Annotated in this window: 15 protein-coding genes; 10 read left to right on the top strand and 5 right to left on the bottom strand. The window is 40.9% G+C overall.

Going from position 1 to position 18003, the window contains the following annotated elements; genetic code table 11:
- Nucleotides 1-367: 367 nt before the first annotated feature.
- The 4 genes from ISP07_RS15020 to ISP07_RS15005 all read right to left on the bottom strand — a co-directional run bounded on the left by ISP07_RS15020 (nucleotide 368) and on the right by ISP07_RS15005 (nucleotide 6171).
- Nucleotides 368-1261: a cation diffusion facilitator family transporter gene (locus ISP07_RS15020; protein ID WP_209328079.1), complete on the bottom strand. Its 894-nt coding sequence runs from the start codon at nucleotides 1259-1261 to the stop codon at nucleotides 368-370.
- A gap of 137 nt (nucleotides 1262-1398) precedes the next feature.
- The gene (gene cobN / locus ISP07_RS15015) at nucleotides 1399-5301 is read right to left on the bottom strand and encodes a cobaltochelatase subunit CobN (protein WP_209328078.1); all 3903 of its coding nucleotides are present in this window, start codon (nucleotides 5299-5301) and stop codon (nucleotides 1399-1401) included.
- Complete coding sequence (locus ISP07_RS15010; RefSeq protein ID WP_209328077.1) at nucleotides 5298-5642, bottom strand: DUF2149 domain-containing protein; 345 nt, start codon at nucleotides 5640-5642, stop codon at nucleotides 5298-5300. The genes cobN and ISP07_RS15010 overlap by 4 nt, the downstream gene beginning before the upstream one ends.
- 1 nt (nucleotide 5643) lies before the next feature.
- Nucleotides 5644-6171: a MotA/TolQ/ExbB proton channel family protein gene (locus ISP07_RS15005; RefSeq protein ID WP_054554592.1), complete on the bottom strand. Its 528-nt coding sequence runs from the start codon at nucleotides 6169-6171 to the stop codon at nucleotides 5644-5646.
- 179 nt (nucleotides 6172-6350) lie between these two features.
- On the opposite strand from ISP07_RS15005, the gene ISP07_RS15000 reads away from it, so the two are divergent.
- Nucleotides 6351-8531 (top strand): TonB-dependent hemoglobin/transferrin/lactoferrin family receptor, encoded by a 2181-nt coding sequence (locus ISP07_RS15000; protein WP_209328076.1) that lies wholly within the window; start codon nucleotides 6351-6353, stop codon nucleotides 8529-8531.
- Nucleotides 8532-8580: 49 nt separating this feature from the next.
- Here the strand turns inward: ISP07_RS15000 and ISP07_RS14995 are convergent, their stop codons facing one another.
- A complete protein-coding gene (locus ISP07_RS14995; protein ID WP_209328075.1) occupies nucleotides 8581-9528 on the bottom strand; it encodes an AraC family transcriptional regulator in 948 nt (315 codons plus the stop codon).
- 97 nt (nucleotides 9529-9625) lie between these two features.
- On the opposite strand from ISP07_RS14995, the gene ISP07_RS14990 reads away from it, so the two are divergent.
- The 9 genes from ISP07_RS14990 (at nucleotide 9626) to ISP07_RS14950 (ending at nucleotide 17994) form a co-directional block, all read left to right on the top strand.
- Nucleotides 9626-9946, top strand: a complete 321-nt coding sequence (locus ISP07_RS14990) for a DUF962 domain-containing protein (RefSeq protein WP_054553946.1) — start codon at nucleotides 9626-9628, stop codon at nucleotides 9944-9946.
- A gap of 9 nt (nucleotides 9947-9955) precedes the next feature.
- Entirely contained in the window at nucleotides 9956-10705 is a 750-nt protein-coding gene (locus ISP07_RS14985) for a class II aldolase/adducin family protein (protein WP_209328074.1), read from the top strand.
- Between the two features lie 9 nt (nucleotides 10706-10714).
- Nucleotides 10715-11602 (top strand): bile acid:sodium symporter family protein, encoded by an 888-nt coding sequence (locus ISP07_RS14980; protein ID WP_209328073.1) that lies wholly within the window; start codon nucleotides 10715-10717, stop codon nucleotides 11600-11602.
- 222 nt (nucleotides 11603-11824) lie between these two features.
- Entirely contained in the window at nucleotides 11825-12742 is a 918-nt protein-coding gene (locus ISP07_RS14975; protein ID WP_209328072.1) for a bifunctional diguanylate cyclase/phosphodiesterase, read from the top strand.
- 19 nt (nucleotides 12743-12761) lie between these two features.
- Nucleotides 12762-13181, top strand: coding sequence for a DUF1801 domain-containing protein (locus tag ISP07_RS14970; RefSeq protein WP_209328071.1), 420 nt, complete (start codon nucleotides 12762-12764; stop codon nucleotides 13179-13181).
- A 171-nt stretch (nucleotides 13182-13352) separates the two neighbouring features.
- Nucleotides 13353-14306: an SPFH domain-containing protein gene (locus tag ISP07_RS14965; RefSeq protein WP_130052753.1), complete on the top strand. Its 954-nt coding sequence runs from the start codon at nucleotides 13353-13355 to the stop codon at nucleotides 14304-14306.
- An 8-nt stretch (nucleotides 14307-14314) separates the two neighbouring features.
- A complete protein-coding gene (locus ISP07_RS14960) occupies nucleotides 14315-14767 on the top strand; it encodes an NfeD family protein (protein ID WP_209328070.1) in 453 nt (150 codons plus the stop codon).
- Nucleotides 14768-14870: 103 nt separating this feature from the next.
- Nucleotides 14871-15707 carry a patatin-like phospholipase family protein gene (locus ISP07_RS14955; protein ID WP_209328069.1) on the top strand — a complete coding sequence of 279 codons (837 nt, stop codon included), beginning with the start codon at nucleotides 14871-14873 and terminating at the stop codon, nucleotides 15705-15707.
- A gap of 88 nt (nucleotides 15708-15795) precedes the next feature.
- A complete protein-coding gene (locus tag ISP07_RS14950; RefSeq protein WP_209328068.1) occupies nucleotides 15796-17994 on the top strand; it encodes a carbohydrate-binding family V/XII in 2199 nt (732 codons plus the stop codon).
- The last annotated feature ends 9 nt before the right edge of the window (nucleotides 17995-18003 follow it).

The raw sequence follows: 18003 nt of genomic DNA, 5'->3' as shown, positions 1-18003 counted from the left end.
CTCTCAAAAAGACAGGACGCGCCTTAGACAGGCAATATAATTGTAAAAATACAAGCTCTAAGGCAAAAACAATGGATGGCCAAGCATGGCCCCAGCGATAGAATATGAAGCCAGTACTAATGATAAAGGTGATAATTGCATAGCGCCAACCGAGTAAAAGCAGGCTTAAAATGACAAAAAATTGCCCTAGCAGAAACTCAGAGCTATCCAAAAAAAATACTGGCAATAAATTAACTAGACCTGCAATGCAACCAAGCAACAGCGCAGCTAAAAAGTTAATATAAAATGGCTTGTTTTGAAGCAAAAAAGGCATCCTAACACCCTAGCGATACCTTTAAATTAAAAGAAAATTAAACATTTTGCCACTTTAATTAACATAATGGCATTCATGACTTTCGATTTGTAAAACACTTTTGTTTACTTTAAAGCGTGAAAGCAATAGCTGTTCTACTTTAAGTCGACACGCCTCATCATGCTTTTCCACGGTACAATTCTGCTTTAACACCACATGTGCTCCCACAACAATATCTTTGTCTTGGCGCATTACCGTTACATTATGCACATTTTGAACGTGTTCTATTGATGCAATACTTTGCTCAATAGCTGCTACATCCGGAAGCTTACTACGGTTTTCCAGTAACCCTTTAATACAGCGAATAATCACTTTAACCCCAGTGAACAATACAAAGATCGCTATGAGCATACTCGAAATAATATCGATTTCTGCCCACCCGGTTAAGTAGATTAAAATTCCAGCAAAGAAAGTAGAAACTGTCGAAATTAAGTCAAAGAACGAATGGAGAAATACTGCATATACATTAATGCTTGCCTTACGCCCTTTATACAAAACCCATGCAGCTGCGCCATGAAACAAAAATCCAATAGCAGATATAACTGACATCAAATAGCTGTTGATTTGTAGTTCATGCCCATCACTGTGATGGAAATAACGTTCTCCACCTTCGTAAAGAATAACTAAGCTAATGCTTAAGTACAAAACACCATTGATCAAGCCTCCGGTCAGTTCAGCTCGTTGGTAACCATCGTTAAAGTTTTTTGCAAAGTAAATCGCCATGCTTGAAGCAATAAGTGCAATAAATAAAGAACTGTTATGAACAAACAAATGCCCAGCATCAGCAAGTACAGCAAGCGAATTAGAATAATAGGCACCAATGATCTGAATAACCATAAACGAGCACGTTATGGCTAAAGCAATTAACAAGCGGCGTCTAGAAGCTTGGTGTGTTGTAATATCTGTCATGAAGAAGTGGAAAACCTATTCGCTGGAGATGGAAATGATATAAAGTCGCAATTGTAATACGTGACGCGGCTAAACGCACTAAAAAGTTATGAAAGGCGGCCAAAAACCTAGCCTCGACCGCCTTTTGTAAGGTAATGCTATTGTTTCACTCTTATAAAGGGGCTAATCATTCCAGTAAAGAAAATCCCGCCTAATAGCCACCATAATGTATAGTCAGATTCTGTCTGTTTACCTTGTTCAACCTGTTCGAGTTTTTGGCCACTCACTTGCTGGCTAGCAGAACTTACACTGTTTGCAAGTTCTGGTGCAGCTTGCCCAGGTACTAAAGGTGCAAGACCAAAGCCAGCATTTTGCTCTTTTACGAACTCGGTAAATGTTTCATTGTCTGTAACTACATCATGTTGATTAGCAATTTCAGTGTAGGTTTCAAGCATTTTCTTCAGTGTCTCGGCATCAGCTTGCCAATAACCTTTGCGAACAGTCTCTAACATTCGCTCAATGATTTGTGCTAATGCTTCAGCGTTATGTTGCTCAAAAAATTCGCGCATTTGCATATCGTATTTATCATCAACATACACTTCAAAGAATTCTTGCCATTGATCATCTCTTACCGCGTCGGGGGTCATAACTTCCCAGCCCCACATGTTGTTCATACGGTCTAAAATAGCGGTAGCCCCAGCATAACCTGAGTCTTGCATCGCTTTAATCCAGCGAGGGTGAAAATAACGACTGCGCATCTCGTTACTGATAAACTGATCTAAAGTTTGAATTTTCTCCTGCCCCTTACGGCGTAAATTAGAGACATACATTTGTGGTGTTTTACCATCAATATTACGAACCGCTAGGCCAATGCCACCAAAATATTGGAACGGGTCATCATTTGTCATGAGTGCATAAAGGTTACTTGAACGAGAAAACACCACCCCATCTGTGCCCGACAACACCTTTTTGTAAAGCCCTGTTTCTGATAAATTTTCGCTCCAGCGAGCCTCATCTTTACCAAAACCAAAGCCCATTCGATCTAAATACAAATTAGCCAGCTTACTGTCATTTTCCCAGCTATCAGAGTCAAGCGTTCCCCCCGCAAGCCCTGTACCGTATGCACCACTTTCATTAGAGAAAATACGCACAGAAGATAAGTAATCTGCATCTTCTTCACTTTTACCTTCGTCTAACAATGTTTGCTTAAGAGTCACTGAGTGACGATAAACAAAGTTATTGTCTTCTTTCATCTTTGCCACTTTATCTATTGCCTCGGCAATCCAAAGCATGACATTAGGAAATGCATCACGGTACAAGCCTGTCGCAGAAACCACTACATCAATACGTGGCCTGCCAAGCTCTGAATACGGGATCACTTCAGTGCCAACAATGTTACCCTGATTATTCCACTTCGGCTTTATCCCCATTGCATGGAGAATTTGTGCTTCTAATGCACCTTGATGACGCATTGTTTCAAGTGACCAAAGTGAAAAAGCAAGCTTCTGTGGGTAGCGGCCATGTTCTGCTTGATACTGCTGTACAGTTTGTTCAAGCATCTTAACCCCAGCCTGATAAGCTTCTTTCGAAGGTACTTTAGCTGGGTTAAAGCCAATTAAGTTTCGACCTGTTGGTACAGCCGCCGGATTACGGATAGGGTCATTACCGTGGCTTACTGGTATATACTGACCATTTAAACCATTTAGCAAACCGGTGATTTCTTCACTGTTGTGAAAGTTTTGCCAGTACTCTTTTGCTGTCGCAATATCACTTTGTAACGACTCAGGGATGGCTAAATTACTATTTTCACCCAGCACTCGTGCTAGTAACTGAAATCCTTTTGATGCCTCTAACTTTACAACCTTGCGCTCGTCCTCACGTTCAGACTCGCCAATAGCAATACCAATTTCTCGCTCAAATTCACCTGCTTGTTTAGTGAAATCATCACCAAGCATTTGCAAAATAGTACTGTAAAGATGGGCATTGATTGGTAGCTCACCAAAAATATGAACTCCCAGCGGCTGGCTCATCTGTGCCAGTGTGTTCAAGTGATCTTGTAAGACGGTAATCTTGTCAGCAAATTGAGCAGCTAAAGTAGCTTCATCAAGATCAAGGTCTTTTAACATATTCAATTGCTTAGCAAGCTTAATTATTTCTTGCTGCGTATTTGATTTTGTTTGCCCTTCATCCAACATTAAATAGTTGGTGATCAGTTCGTTTAATTTTGCCACTTCAGTGTATAGCCCTGCTTTTGCAAAGCCTGGGGTTAAGTGACTGATCATAGTGGCACGACCACGACGCTTTGCCTGCATCGCTTCACCGACATTATCAATAATGTACGGATAGAAAACAGGAATATTGCCTATCGCTAAGTTTGGCGCATCATAAACCGATAAGCCTCGCTCTTTACCACTAAGCCACTCTTGTGAACCATGAGTACCTAAATGCACCACCGCATCAGCATTAAAAACATCACGTGCGTATAGATAAATAGCTAAGTAACTATGATTGATGACCGATTTAGTACTGTGATACTGGGCAGCATGCTGCTTTGCCGTTTCACCACGCACACCTTGAGGAAGTACAATCATGTTACCCAGCTCCATACGCGGAATGACAAACATCATTTCGCCATTGTGCATACGCAACATACCGCTTTCTTTTGGTTGGTCATATTTATCAATAATTGGCTGAGTGACATGCTGAGGCAGGCTATCAAACCAAGTTTGATAGATACTTAGCGGTAAATAATCTGCGAGTCCGAATTTTACCAAAGCCTCAGCATCTTCACCACGATAATAAGGACGAAGCAATTTACCCGCTTGCTCAACTAACGTGGCTGTATCCGTTTGTTTTACATGGTAACCCTTCTCGTTCATCGCTTTTGCGATGTTAGCAATCGAACTTGGTACATCTAAAAATGCAGCGCCAATATTCTTTTCACCCGGCGGGTAGTTCCAAATAAAGGTGGCGACTTTTTTATTTGTGTTTTTAATGTGCGCTAAATTGGCATGGTTAAATGCACGCTCAACCAACGCATTAAGTTGCGCTTGCATTGCCACCTTACTGCCTTTTTCATTGGCAGCAATAATAATTGGGTCGGTGCTACCCGTATCTTCTGGCATTACAAGAAAGAACGGAGTGAGTGCTGGTGATACACCCGCATGATCTTCTTTAAAAGCCTGTTCATCGCCTTCGGTATAGTTAAGTGCATGAATAACAGGCACACCAATTTGCATAAACTCTGCGCGGCGTTTCTCAACATAGTGTAATGAACGATAGTTAATGATTAAATCTACCCGTGAACCAGTTTCATCACTGAGTAACTCTGGGTAGGCTAATGCTTCGTCATTGCCTTCAAAGAAAAACGCCAATGCTTTCGCACCTTTGTTCTGAAGACCAGTAATTAATGCATCAACTATTTGTTGCTGTTCATAATCAATGACTGAACGATGAATCGCTATCGCTATAACTGGTTGAGAAGGCTTAGCATCTAACCAACTAAAAAACTGCGTTTCATCAGCACTAACATGGCCGTCAAACTCAGGGTGATATAAACCAACGTTTGGAATGACTTTAACTGGCTCTGCTGGCACATCTGAGAGTTTAAAAATGGCATTTGCAATATAAAGCATCATATTACGGTAATTATCGCGCCCGGCATTATTGTAATAACCGCCAAGGTGAGTATGTTGCTGCTCAGATAAACCGCTATTCATTGCTGAGTTATCCATATCACCGAGTGAGATCACTGGCACATTGGGGTACTCTGTTAAATATGGCTGATACTTAGCAAACATATATTTTGAAAGCGCAGGGTTGATACCATCTAACAAAATCAACTCGGCATTTTGCCAAGCTTGTTTAATCTCTTCGTCAGTTTTGCCTTTAGCACTAAAATTAGTAAAGGTGAACGGTTGATCTTCAGCAAGGCTTGTTAGCAATGCTCCTTTCGATTTAGCCACATGACCCGACATCATTATAAGTACTTCAGGCTTTTGCGCGGCATGTGTAGTCAGTGCGCTGAATAAAAGCAGCGCAAACGTTATTATTCTTATCATTGTGTATTCTCTTGTTTGCCCGTTGCAGAGTCATCACTTTCGGGGACATAAACAAAGCTACCGTCAGCCATTTTATAAGCCACACCAGCGCGCATGCCCTCGCCAGAACCAATTTCACCGTTAGATTTATATTGTTTAATTTCTTTGCCTTCTTTAACAATTACTTCCATATTTGGCTCACCGGCATTTTTAACAACAGTCACGTTTTCTGCAGTAAAAGGGCTGAGTGGGTTTTGTGCAATTGCAATAAGAAGTGCAGCAATAATCACCAGAAATACATCAACCAGATTAACGGCACTGACAATTGGGTTTAACTCTTCATCTTCGTCTAAAAAGCGCATGTTATTGCCCTCTTAATTTACGAATATTGATAAGTTCTTGAGCGCACCAACGTTTTTTAACCGAAGCTGGCCAAAACGTTAGGGTCGAAATAACCAAGCCCCAAATAACCGCTGCAAAGGCAATGATTAAATTTTCGCTGATCCCCTGAATGTTGCCATCGGCAAGGGCTTTTAATGCAGGTCCCATTGGGATCATAGTAGCAATTAGACCAAGCATAGGTGCGATACGGGTTACAACTCTAAGTACTTCTAGTTGTTTTAACGCAAACACTTCAAGCTCATCCTCAGATGCAGTGGGGTTCGCTACATAGTAATTATGAACATAAAAGCCTCTGTAATTCGTGGCCGTTTTAGTATCTATATCTCGCTGATACGCAAGCTGATTTTTTCTTCTGATTAGATATTCAGATACGAACCTCCCTGCTGCGAAAAACGCATAAACAAAGAGTACTGCAATCACTAAAATCACAGGTGCCATCAGAAGAGCCGACACATCAGCCATAAGTTGTTCGATTATTTGGATATTCACATTATTGCCCCAGTAAATTTGACGGGTTCAAATGTACGTGAAAACACACATTATTACAATAACGCGAATAGGAACAATTTGCATTTATATTGATCTTTGTAAAAATAGGCGTATTATTCTGGCAAAAACTAAACAGTTCTCTGTACACAAATAATATAAAGCACCTAAGGAAACCAATAATGCGCCTAGCTAACACACATTCTTTACGCGTTTTAATCGCTGCGACTCTTGCAGCTTCTGCAACACCTACCATTGCTGATGAATCAATCAAAGCTGACGATTTAGAAGTAATTGTTGTTAGTGGCTCGCGTACTGAAAAACCATTAAAAGATGTTGCTGCGAGTATCTCAGTATTAACCAGTGACGATATTGAAAAACAAGTTGTCACTGATATGAGTCAATTATTCTTATATGACCCAAGTATTCAAGTAACTGGCCGTGTTGGCGGTGCACAAAACATTCAAGTGCGCGGTATGGGTTCTGATCGTATTCTGATGATTAAAGACGGCATGCGAATGAACGAAGGCTATGGTGCAAACGGCTTAAACGATATTGTCGGCCGTGGCTTTATTGATACCGATACTTTAAAGCAAGTTGAAGTCGCAAAAGGGGCTGCATCTTCGCTGTATGGTTCTGATGCTCTGGGCGGAATTGTGGTATTTACGACTAAAGATGCGAGCGACTATTTACAAGACGGTGAGCAGTTTGGCGGCCGTGTGAAATTAGGTTACAGCGACTTAGATGATCAAACCAGTTTAGGTGCAACACTGTATGCTCAGCATGGTAACTTTGATCACCTATTAAGTGTAACCGCTCGTGATGGCGAGGAAGAGCAAAATAAACACCAAAGCAATGCGCCATTCGAAATTGATTCACAAAGCCTTCTTTACAAACTTAAATACAACATAAACGATAAAGATTACATTAACTTCTCTGCAGATCTGTGGCGCCAAGATGTCAACGGCGACAGTGCTGATGGCCTACTTACCTATTTCCGTGGCTTAGCAGAATATGGCTACAATATTGCCACCGAAAACACGCAAACCGAAAAAGATAGCGACTCATATCGCTTTAGTTACAACAATAATTCAGCCAATCGCTTATGGGATAGCGCTCAGTTTAACCTTTACTACACTAATAACCGCCAAGACGACCAAGAGTATGCGTTATTAGACATCAATGCGCCAATGTTTGGTACCGTTGAAATGCGTGACATGTGGAAAACAGGCACCTACGAGCAAACAACCTATGGTTTAATCTCCCATGCAAGTAAAACCTTAAATAAACATCACACTCTTGGTTATGGTATTGATGTTGAAACAACCGAAAGCTTACGCACTGTACATGAATATCGTGAAGTTGAAGGCGAAACAACCAAAGACGATACCACCAATAAGTTCCCTAAAAATGATACTCTTCGTGCTGGTTTATTCATCAATGACGAAATCTCATTACTAAACGACAAACTGGTTGTAACGCCAGGTGTTCGTTTTGATTATTACAGTATGGATCCAAACGGCGCTTTAAAAACAGATGGTGAAGAATACGCTAAAATTGATGAAAGCAACCTCTCATTTAATTTAGGTGGCTTATATTATATCAATGATATGTTGAGCGCTTATGCGCAATACGGGCAAGGCTTTAAAGTACCTGCTTATGACCTAGCTTACATTGAGCATTATAACCAACCTACCGCTGAATACATTTATGAAGTATTACCTGCGGATGATTTAGATCCAGAGAAAAGCGATACTTTCGAGCTTGGTTTACGTGGCCACATAGGCGATTTTATTGTTACAGCAGCGGTATTCCACAATAAGTTTGATGACTTTTTAGCAACCGAATTAATAGATCGTGAAACTGTATTTAATGACGACGGCTCATTTGGATATATCCACGATAAATATCAGTATCAGAACATTGACTCAGTAACCATCAAAGGCGCAGAGTTTTCAACAACTTACTATGCAACAGATGCTATTTCTGTGTTTTTGAATGCAAGTTATCAAGACGGTAAAAATGACGAAACCGATGAATACATCAGCTCAATCAACCCTCTATCAGGTAACTTGGGTGTGAGCTTCCAAGGTGACACATTTGGTAGTGATTTAATCGTTAACTTTGCTAAAAAAATGACCAAAGTGAACGAAGGCAATTACGAAACACCAGGCTATGGTACGGTTGATTGGTTAGCACGAGCAAGCATTGGTCAAGCTAATCTAAACTTAGCTATTCGCAACTTGTTCGACAAAACTTATTATCAGCATGGCAGCCTTGCGAACCACTCTGCATCAGATAGCTTAGAAGGGCTCGAAAGTTCTGGCCGTAGTATTTCTGCAAGCATTAGTTATAGCTTCTAATTAGTTTTTAAAACTTTGTCGAGTGCAACAATGCACTCGACTTATGGCATTAACTTTTTTGCCTGTACACTTTTGGCGACATGCCATACCAGCGATGAAATGCATGATGAAATGCGCTAATTTCAGAGTAGCCACATAAAAAAGCTATTTCTGTGACTGATAAGTCTGTTTCGTTTAACAATGACACACTTTTTAGCTGTCTTAATCTTGCCAATTCTTTACTAAAATTTGTGCCCTCTTTTGCAAGACGCCGTTGCAACGTTTTTTCACTCATATTAAGTGCTTTTGCCATTGCTTTATTGGTGGTTTGGCCTTGAATTAAATGCTCTTCAAGTAAAATTCTCAGCACCTGCGTCACATTCGTTTGCGTCACCAGTTTCATCTGGCTTGATAACACAGGTTCACTATCGGTATTTTCGCTAAAAAATAGGCTATGGGTCGTAGCGCCGTATTCAATTTTGCAATTAAAGTGCGCATTAATCTCACTATGAGGCTCTTTACGTTGCAAGCAAATTCGCGTTGGGTGCCAATCTTTTCCCTTCACAGTGCGCGCTATTTTCACACAAAACGCCATGGGTGCCTCGTAGCTTAGCAGTGACATATCCCGCTCACCATCACTAAAGTTAAAGCGAAGTTCATACTCACTACCGTGATCGATCAAAGACACATTATGTGTATCGCCCATCAATTTTTGATAACGCAATATCAACCGAAAAGCACTCAATAGCTGTGTTGACTGAATAATAGCCATACCTACTACCGGAATAGCCCGTACATTCATGTTACTGCCAACATAAAGACCTAAATGCGTGTTTGGTAACATCGCTTGCGCCTGCTTCCAAAGCATACTGACACTCGCTTGCGGGTATCGGGCTGTTTGGCTACTTAATTCTGCTAAAGGAATATTTGCCGCTGCAAACAACTCATTAATTGGTAAGCCCTGCCATTTAAACGACTCAGCCATAGCACGAAGCCACCAGCTTGATAAGGTTCTCATGCGCGTCCTAAACAAACAATTTAATGACCTATACTATCAAGTAAATAAAAGAATAAAAGCCTATTGTTAACCTGTAATTAACAACGGAGACAACAATATGGGCACTGTAGCAAGTAAACGCGAGTTCGCGAGCTTTAAAGAGTTTTACCCTTACTACTTACAAGAACATAAAAATAAAGTCTGTCGACGCTTACACTTCTTTGGCAGTTGGGTTGTTTTGGCTATTTTGTTTACCGCTATTTATCAGCAGCAATATAGCTGGTTAATTTTATGCCCTGTTGTGGGCTATGGCTTTGCTTGGGTTGGTCATTTCTTTTTTGAGAAAAATCGCCCCGCTACTTTTACACACCCTTTTTATAGCTTTATTGGTGATTGGGTGATGTTTAAAGACATTATTATTCGCAAAGTACCATTTTAGGAAAACACCATGACCATGAAACACACAGTATCAGAGCAAGAATGGCAAGCCCGTGTTGAGCTCGCTGCAGCGTATCGCCTAGTGGCTTTATATGGCTGGGATGATTTAATTTTTACCCATATTTCAATGCGCGTTCCCGGCACAGACAACGAGTTTTTGATAAACCCGTATGGCATGATGTTTCACGAAATTACCGCATCAAGTCTTATCAAAGTAGATCAACAATGTAATAAGCTGCATGACAGCGAATACCCAGTTAACCCTGCGGGGTTTAATATCCATAGCTGTATTCATTTGGCGCGAGATGATGCCCATTGCGTTATTCACACCCACTCGCTCAATGGCACGGCAGTGTCTGCCAACAAAGACGGTTTATTGCCTATCTCTCAGCAAGCTGTTGTTGTGCACTCAGGTTTGGGCTATCACGACTACGAAGGCATTGCTCTTAATCCTGCAGAACAAGACCGTTTAGTTAATGATCTCGGCACGAACAACTTTCTAATGCTGCGCAATCATGGCCTATTAACTGTGGGTAAAACGGTCGCTGATGCATTTTTGTTTATGTATGTTTTTGAAGCGGCATGCGCTGTACAAACTCGTACGTCACAAAATACTCAGCAACTCGTACAAGTACCTAGCGCGATTATTGATGGTATCAAGGGGCAAACTGAGGTTGCTACAAAGGGATTGGGTGGCGCAATTGCTTGGCCTGCCCTGCTGCGCTTACTCGACAATAAAAGCCCAGGTTACGATCAATAAGGATATACCATGCAAATTGATATCATGACTAAAATAGTGCTGCCTTTAGCACTATTTATCATCATGTTTGGCATGGGTTTAGGGCTAAAAAAGCAAGACTTCGGGGCATTATTTATTAGCCCCAATGCACTTTCAATAGGCTTAAGCTGCCAACTACTGTTATTGCCAAGCGTTGCGTTTTTAATAGCAATGAGTTTTACCCTACCCCCTGAGCTCGCTATAGGCCTGATCTTAGTGGCTTGCTGCCCGGGTGGTGTGACTTCTAACCTCTATACCTATTTATTCAAAGGGGATGTTGCGCTATCAATAAGTCTAACAACGTTAGCAACATTTATCTCACCGTTTACCTTGCCACTAATTATGCATTTTGCCATGCAAACATTGAGTGTGCCGGGCCACGAATTCGCTTTGCCAGTGATTAAAACCATAGTGAAAATGCTAATGATAACGGTACTTCCTGTTTGCTTAGGAATGGTGTTTAATCACTTTAAACCCCATTTGAGCTTGAAAATAGAACCCTTTATACGTCGTTTTTCGAGTGTATTCTTAATTGTGATAGTGCTCAGCATTATTCATAAAAATGCTGACCAAATGCTGAGCTTTTTTGCGACCAGTGGCATTGCAACGCTGACATTAAACCTCAGCACGCTGTTACTTGGGCTGTTTTTTGCAAAAATATCGGGCTTAGATCACAAGCAACAAATGAGCATTGCGGTTGAAGTTGGACTTCAAAATGGCACCCTTGCCATTTTAATTGCGAGCACCTTAATCAACAATGCAGCTATGGCCATTCCTGGTGCAACATATAGCTTATCTATGTTCGTAACGGGCTATATTTTCTGTCGCTTATTCAGCGCGCATCATACAAAACAGGCTACCATTCTCAACAAAGCTTAAAAGCCAAAAGTGATGACTAAAAACAAGGAGGTTTTTAGCATGAAGAGCACATCCCCCAAAAGTAATAACAAAGTTCATCAACCATCTTAACTAATAACTTTCTATTTATTTTTCAAAACTATACCTAAATTATTAGTTGCGAGATTAACACTGTGGTCAGTCTTGTTTAATAGCATTTTTTCATTCACTATCAATTTATGGCTTGTCATATAAGGACATATTGTGGCCGAACTTACTAACACTAAACTGCCTGTCCATATTGCTGAATTAAAGTTTGCACTTGATAACGTACCTGCATACGTTTATATAAAAAACGAACTATCCCATTATGTATATGCTAATAAACTTACACTCAGCCTACTGGCGTGCACAGAACAGGAACTTCAATTCAAAAGCGATAAAGATTTCTTTGCGCTTAATGATGTTAAGAAACTAGCTAAAATCGATTCGCGTGTGATCAAAGGAGAGCGCACCCGAGAAGAAGTGGAGTTAAATTTCCCTGATGGAAACAAATATATTTTTTGGGAAGTAAAAACTCCAATTTTTTGTGACACAGAGCCAAATAAGGTTATTGGGATTTTAGGTATTTCGACAGATATTACTGAACGAAAACAACTTGAAAAACAGCTCCTCTATGATGCATCTACAGATCCTTTAACAAAACTCTTAAACCGCCGATATTTTTATTCTCGCCTATCACTTGCGTTACAAGTTAGTAAACAAGACCTAAACTATGGTGCTGTCATCTTTATCGATCTTAACAAGTTTAAAGAGTTAAACGACCAATATGGTCATCTCATTGGAGATGCATACCTTATAGAAATTGCTAACAGGATGAAAGCGGTCGTTCGCGACAAAGACTGTTTAGCGCGCATCGGCGGGGATGAATTCGTAATCATGCTTGAAAGGCTTGGCCGTGATGAACAAGCCGCCAAAAAAAACGCTCATCGTGTTGCCGATAAACTACAATCAGCAATTGAAACCCAATTTATATACCAAAATGTCAATTACTTCGGCTCTGCGAGTGTTGGGGTTACTATGTTTTTTGGAACTCAAAAATCGGCCAATGAAATTGTCGCACAAGCTGACCAAAAAATGTACCTTATAAAACGAACTTTGCCTCACCATGCTAATTGTTAGTTTTTAGGACAAAAATTTAATGAGCGAATTAAAAACACAACCCAATGATGCCAATGTAGATACATTTATTAGCCGTATTGAACACCCAACCAGAAAGGCAGATGCAAACGTGTTACTCGAACTATTTAGTAAAGTAACCAAACAAACTCCCGTCATGTGGGGCGACTCAATCATTGGCTTTGGTAACTACAGTTATCGCAACTCAAAAGGGGAATACAACTGGTTGATGACTGGCTTTTCGCCGCGAAAAAGCAATTTAACCCTATATATAATGCAAGGGTTTAGCACTTTCAGCGATGAACTTTTAACGCTAGGCAAAACAAAACACGCTAAATCATGCCTTTACATTAATAAACTCAGCGATATTGACCTAAATGCGCTTGAGCAATTCTTAATTAAAGTTGTGGCAGATATGCGAGCAAAGTACCAATGTAGTTAATGACTATAAACTGCTTAAAATCTATCTATCTGATGTATAGCTTTCTGAATGTAGCTATATATGCTGTTACTATTACTCGCTAATTTAGCCTTATAAATCATTGGCGCAGGTTGCTTTGTGGTGGTAATCTGAGCAGTGAAAAATAATATTAATTGTATCTAAGGAAAGTACATGGATCCCATTTCTAGCATTTTAGACCTGTTGTTAAATGTAGAGGTCTTTCTTCTGATTTTTGTTTTAGTGCTACTAAAAAGCAGCGTTAAATTTGTGCCACAAAACCGTGCTTGGTTAATCGAACGTTTTGGTAAATACCATTCAACCAAAGAAGCGGGCTTAAACTTTATTGTGCCATTTATTGACCGTATAGCCGCTGATCGCAGTTTAAAAGAACAAGCGCAAGATGTACCTTCGCAGTCTGCGATCACAAAAGATAATATCTCGCTCATCGTCGATGGTGTGCTGTATTTCCGTGTGCTTGACCCTTATAAAGCCACGTATGGTGTTGATGACTATGTGTTTGCAGTTACTCAACTATCACAAACAACAATGCGCTCTGAGCTTGGCAAAATGGAGCTAGATAAAACCTTTGAAGAGCGCGACATGTTAAACACCAACATAGTTACCGCGATTAACCAAGCTTCTGAGCCTTGGGGTATTCAGGTTTTACGTTACGAGATTAAAGATATTGTGCCACCTAACTCTGTCATGGAAGCGATGGAAGCACAAATGAAAGCAGAACGTGTAAAACGTGCACAAATTTTAGAATCAGAAGGTGATCGTCAGTCTGCTATCAATGTGGCAGAAGGTAAAAAGCAAGCCCAAGTCCTTGCAGCAGAAGCTGAAAAAGCCGAGCAAATTTTACGCGCTGAAGGTGAAGCAAAAGCGATTATCGCCGTTGCTGAAGCACAAGCTGATGCACTTCGTAAAGTAGGTGAAGCTGCCGATACAGAGCAAGGCCAAAAAGCAATTCAACTTGACCTTGCTACTAAAGCTATTGCTGCTAAAGAGGCCATTGCCCGTGAGTCATCTGTAGTATTACTGCCAGAGAGTGGCACAGATGCAAGCTCGCTTGTAGCTCAAGGCATGTCTATTATTAACTCTTTGAATAAAAAGCAACAAAGTTAGGTGAGCTGATGGCATTTTTAGATACCCATTTAGCCGAAGCACTGATGATTATAGGTGTTATCGCGCTAATTGTTGAAGTTGCTGTACTGGGTATGAGTACCTATGTATTACTGTTTTTAGGCTTATCTTTATTTGCCAGTGGCTTACTAATGAATATAGGCCTACTTGATACGAGTTACACCACCGCGCTTTGGAGCAATATTGTGTTTACTCTTGGTTTTGCTCTCGTGCTTTGGAAACCACTCAAACGCATGCAAGATAAAACCGATACTAAGCCGATACATAGCGATTTTGCTGAGCTTACCTTTGTCGTTAATGCCGATGTTAATGATAAAGGATTAACCACTCATCAGTATTCGGGTATTACATGGCAATTAAAAAGTCATTCTCCTATTGCTGCTGGTAGCACAGTAAAAGTCACCGATAAACAAGTTGGTGTACTTTGGGTAGAGGCAGTATAACTCAGCTAGCGTCAAACTTCATTTAGAGTCAAAACTCTATTTCGTTTTGTAACCGTGTTTGCTATGGTTAGAAGCATTCACGGTTACAAGCAAGGTTGCGAAAATGAACAATAACAGGGCTCTCGTTGTAGAAGGTGGCGCAATGCGTGGTATTTTTGCCACTGGCGTACTGGATTCTTTTATTCAAGCTAATTACCAACCTTTTACTCAATGCTATGGTGTTTCTGCCGGAGCCACTAACATTGCCGCTTATTTGTGTGCGCAATACAAACGTAACCATGCGGTGATCACCGATTACTCTTGCAGACCTGAGTTCATCGACTTTGTTCGTTTTATTAAAGGTGGCCACCTATTTGATTTAGACTGGCTGTGGCAAGAAACCATGCGTGATATTCGCCTTGATCTCGACACTTTCGAAAAACAAGCCAGTGAGTTTTATATTGTCACAACCAATATAAAAACTGGTCAGGCTGAGTATTTAAAAGCAAGTACAACACTTCTTGAAGAGCAATTAAAAGCCTCATGCGCACTACCCATTGCTTATCGAGAATTCCCCGTTATCGATAATTTACAACTCACTGATGGCGGCGTGGCAGATTCGATTCCAATTCGTAAAGCATACGAAATGGGCAATAAAGAAATTACCGTGATTTTATCTCAGCCTCTTGGCTATAAGAAAAAGCCTTCAAAAGCGCCGTGGTTTGTTAAACGTCTTTATAAGAACACCCCGGCATTAGCAGAAGCCACCTTAAGACGTGCAGAAAATTACAATCAAAGTATTGATTTTATTGCCAACCCACCAAGCGATTGTAAAATTAATATTATTGCACCACCACCCGACTTTGCTGTTGGTCGAACAACGAAATCATTTGAAAAACTCAGTGCAGGCTATGAAATGGGCTTAAATGCGGGCTCGCAATTTTTAACTCAAGTCGCCTAAGCTAACGCTTTAAAAATAGGCGCTGTTTTCAAGCGTTTTCGATGCCATTGGCTATACTTTAAAGAGTTACGTTAGCCAAGGATTGACCATGAAACTCTTCCTACCTTTTATCACTGCCTTGAGGGTATTAATACTCTCTTCTTTATGTTTATGTTCATTTTTTAGCAAAGCTATTGAGTGGCCTCAACAAGTAAAAACAAACCAAGGCACACTCATTGTTTACCAGCCACAACCCGAGAAACTAAACGGTAATACTTTAACAGCCCGTGCAGCAATGTCATTTTCGGTTTCAGGTAATAACGCAGTGTTTGGCGTATTTTGGTTTAGAGCTAAATTAGATACTGATCGCGAAAACGATACCGTCATCGTTCGCAATATGACAGTCACCGATGTACGCTGGCCTGAGTCAAAAGATGCTGGAGAACAAAAATTTACTGCTGTCGTTAATGAAGCAATAAAAGCCAGCCAATTCGAAACCTCGCTTTCGCAACTCACCGCCAGCCTTGAAAGTACAGAAGCAGCAGAGCAGAGTTTAACGCAATTAAAGACCGACCCTCCAACGATCATTTTCAAAGAGCAATTGTCGGTACTGCTGAGTTTTGATGGTGAACCTAAGTTTAGTAAAATAGAAAATAGCCAATATGAGCGTGCTTTAAACACCGCCATGACAGTGATTAAAGATAGCAAAAGTAAACTTTGTTATCTCACCGATGGGCAATTTTGGTATCAGGCAAAACAAGCCAAAGGGCCTTATGAATTCACTCAAACGCCACCTACCGAACTTGTAAAAATGCTCCCTAAAGATACTGAAAGCTCAGGTCTTAGTGCGCCACCAGCCATTGTTGTAGCCACTAAACCCACCGAACTTATTGCAACTGATGGCGCAGCTAAATGGAAAAGCTTAACCGGTGGCGAGCTCATGTATGTGTTTAACACTGAAACCCCTTGGCTACGTGAAATGCAAACGAATAACATGTATGTCTTGTTATCTGGGCGTTGGTATCGCGCAAAACAACAAACAGGCCCGTGGACATTTGTACGCGGCGACGAACTACCCGAAAGCTTTGCCAATATTCCACCGGAATCAGATTTAGCTGGCCTCAGAGTTTCGGTTGCAGGAACTGAAGAAGCTGACGAAGCAGTATTAGATGCAAAAGTGCCGCAAACAGCGGCTATCAGCCGTAAAGATACCAGTTTAACTGTGTATTATGATGGCAAACCTAAATTTGAGCGCATCCCAGGTACGCAAGTTTCTTACGCTATTAATACCGATGCACAAGTGCTGCAAATTAAAGGCAAATATTATGCAGTCGATAATGCGGTGTGGTTTAAGGCAAACTCCGCACAAGGGCCTTGGCTTGTTGCTGATAGCATTCCAAAAGACGACATAGCAAAAATTCCTCCAAGCTCACCCGTATACAACGTCTCTTATGTCGATATTTACGAGTCAACTCCTGAGGTGGTGTATGTTGGTTATTACCCAGGTTACATATGGTCATACCCTTATTATGGCGTGCCAGTGTATGGAACGGGTTGGTATTACCCGCCATACTGGGGCGGTGGCTACTACTACCCTCGCCCACCGACTTGGGGTTTTAATATTGGCTATAACAACTGGACAGGTTGGTCGTTTGGCTTGAGCTGGAGCAATGGCTTTTTGAATCTAGGTATGAATTGGCATGTCGGCTGGCCAACAAATTACCGACCTTATCATTGCTGTAATGGCTGGTATGGCGGTGGTTACCGCGGCCCTGTTATTATTAATAATGGCAACATCAATATTGGTAACAAAATTAATGTCGGCCATAAACCAGGTCATTTTAATAAACAGCCAAGACATAACATTTATAAACGCGATCAAAGTAAATCTCGTCTAGCTTCAAAGCAGCAAGTGAAACGCGATTTAAAAACCGCCATCAGCCAACGCGATAAGGCAAACAACGTGTTTGCGGATAAAAATGGAAACGTGCTCAAGCATGATGCCGATAAATGGCAACAACGTGTTGAGGGAAAATGGCAAACATTACCTTCTGATAAACAGCAACAAATCAAAGATCGGGCACAAAACATTGACCGCCAGCAAGTGCAAAATAAATTGCAAAGCATAGATAAAAGTAAAGTGAAACAAGCATTACAGCAGCGTCAGCATATGCAAAACAGGCAGCAAAATCGTATGCAGCAATTAAATCGCGCGAACAGAGCACGTCAGCAAGGTATGCAGCGTCAACAAATGCGCCGCAATACACAAAGACAGATACCAAGGCAAATGCCTAATCGCGGCCATTAATGTAAAAAT

Origin of the sequence: Pseudoalteromonas sp. PA2MD11, assembly GCF_017808125.1 — a bacterium.
GTDB lineage: Bacteria > Pseudomonadota > Gammaproteobacteria > Enterobacterales > Alteromonadaceae > Pseudoalteromonas > Pseudoalteromonas simplex.
The sequence above is the reverse complement of the archived record's forward strand: the minus strand, read 5'-3'. Positions and strand labels throughout refer to the sequence as shown.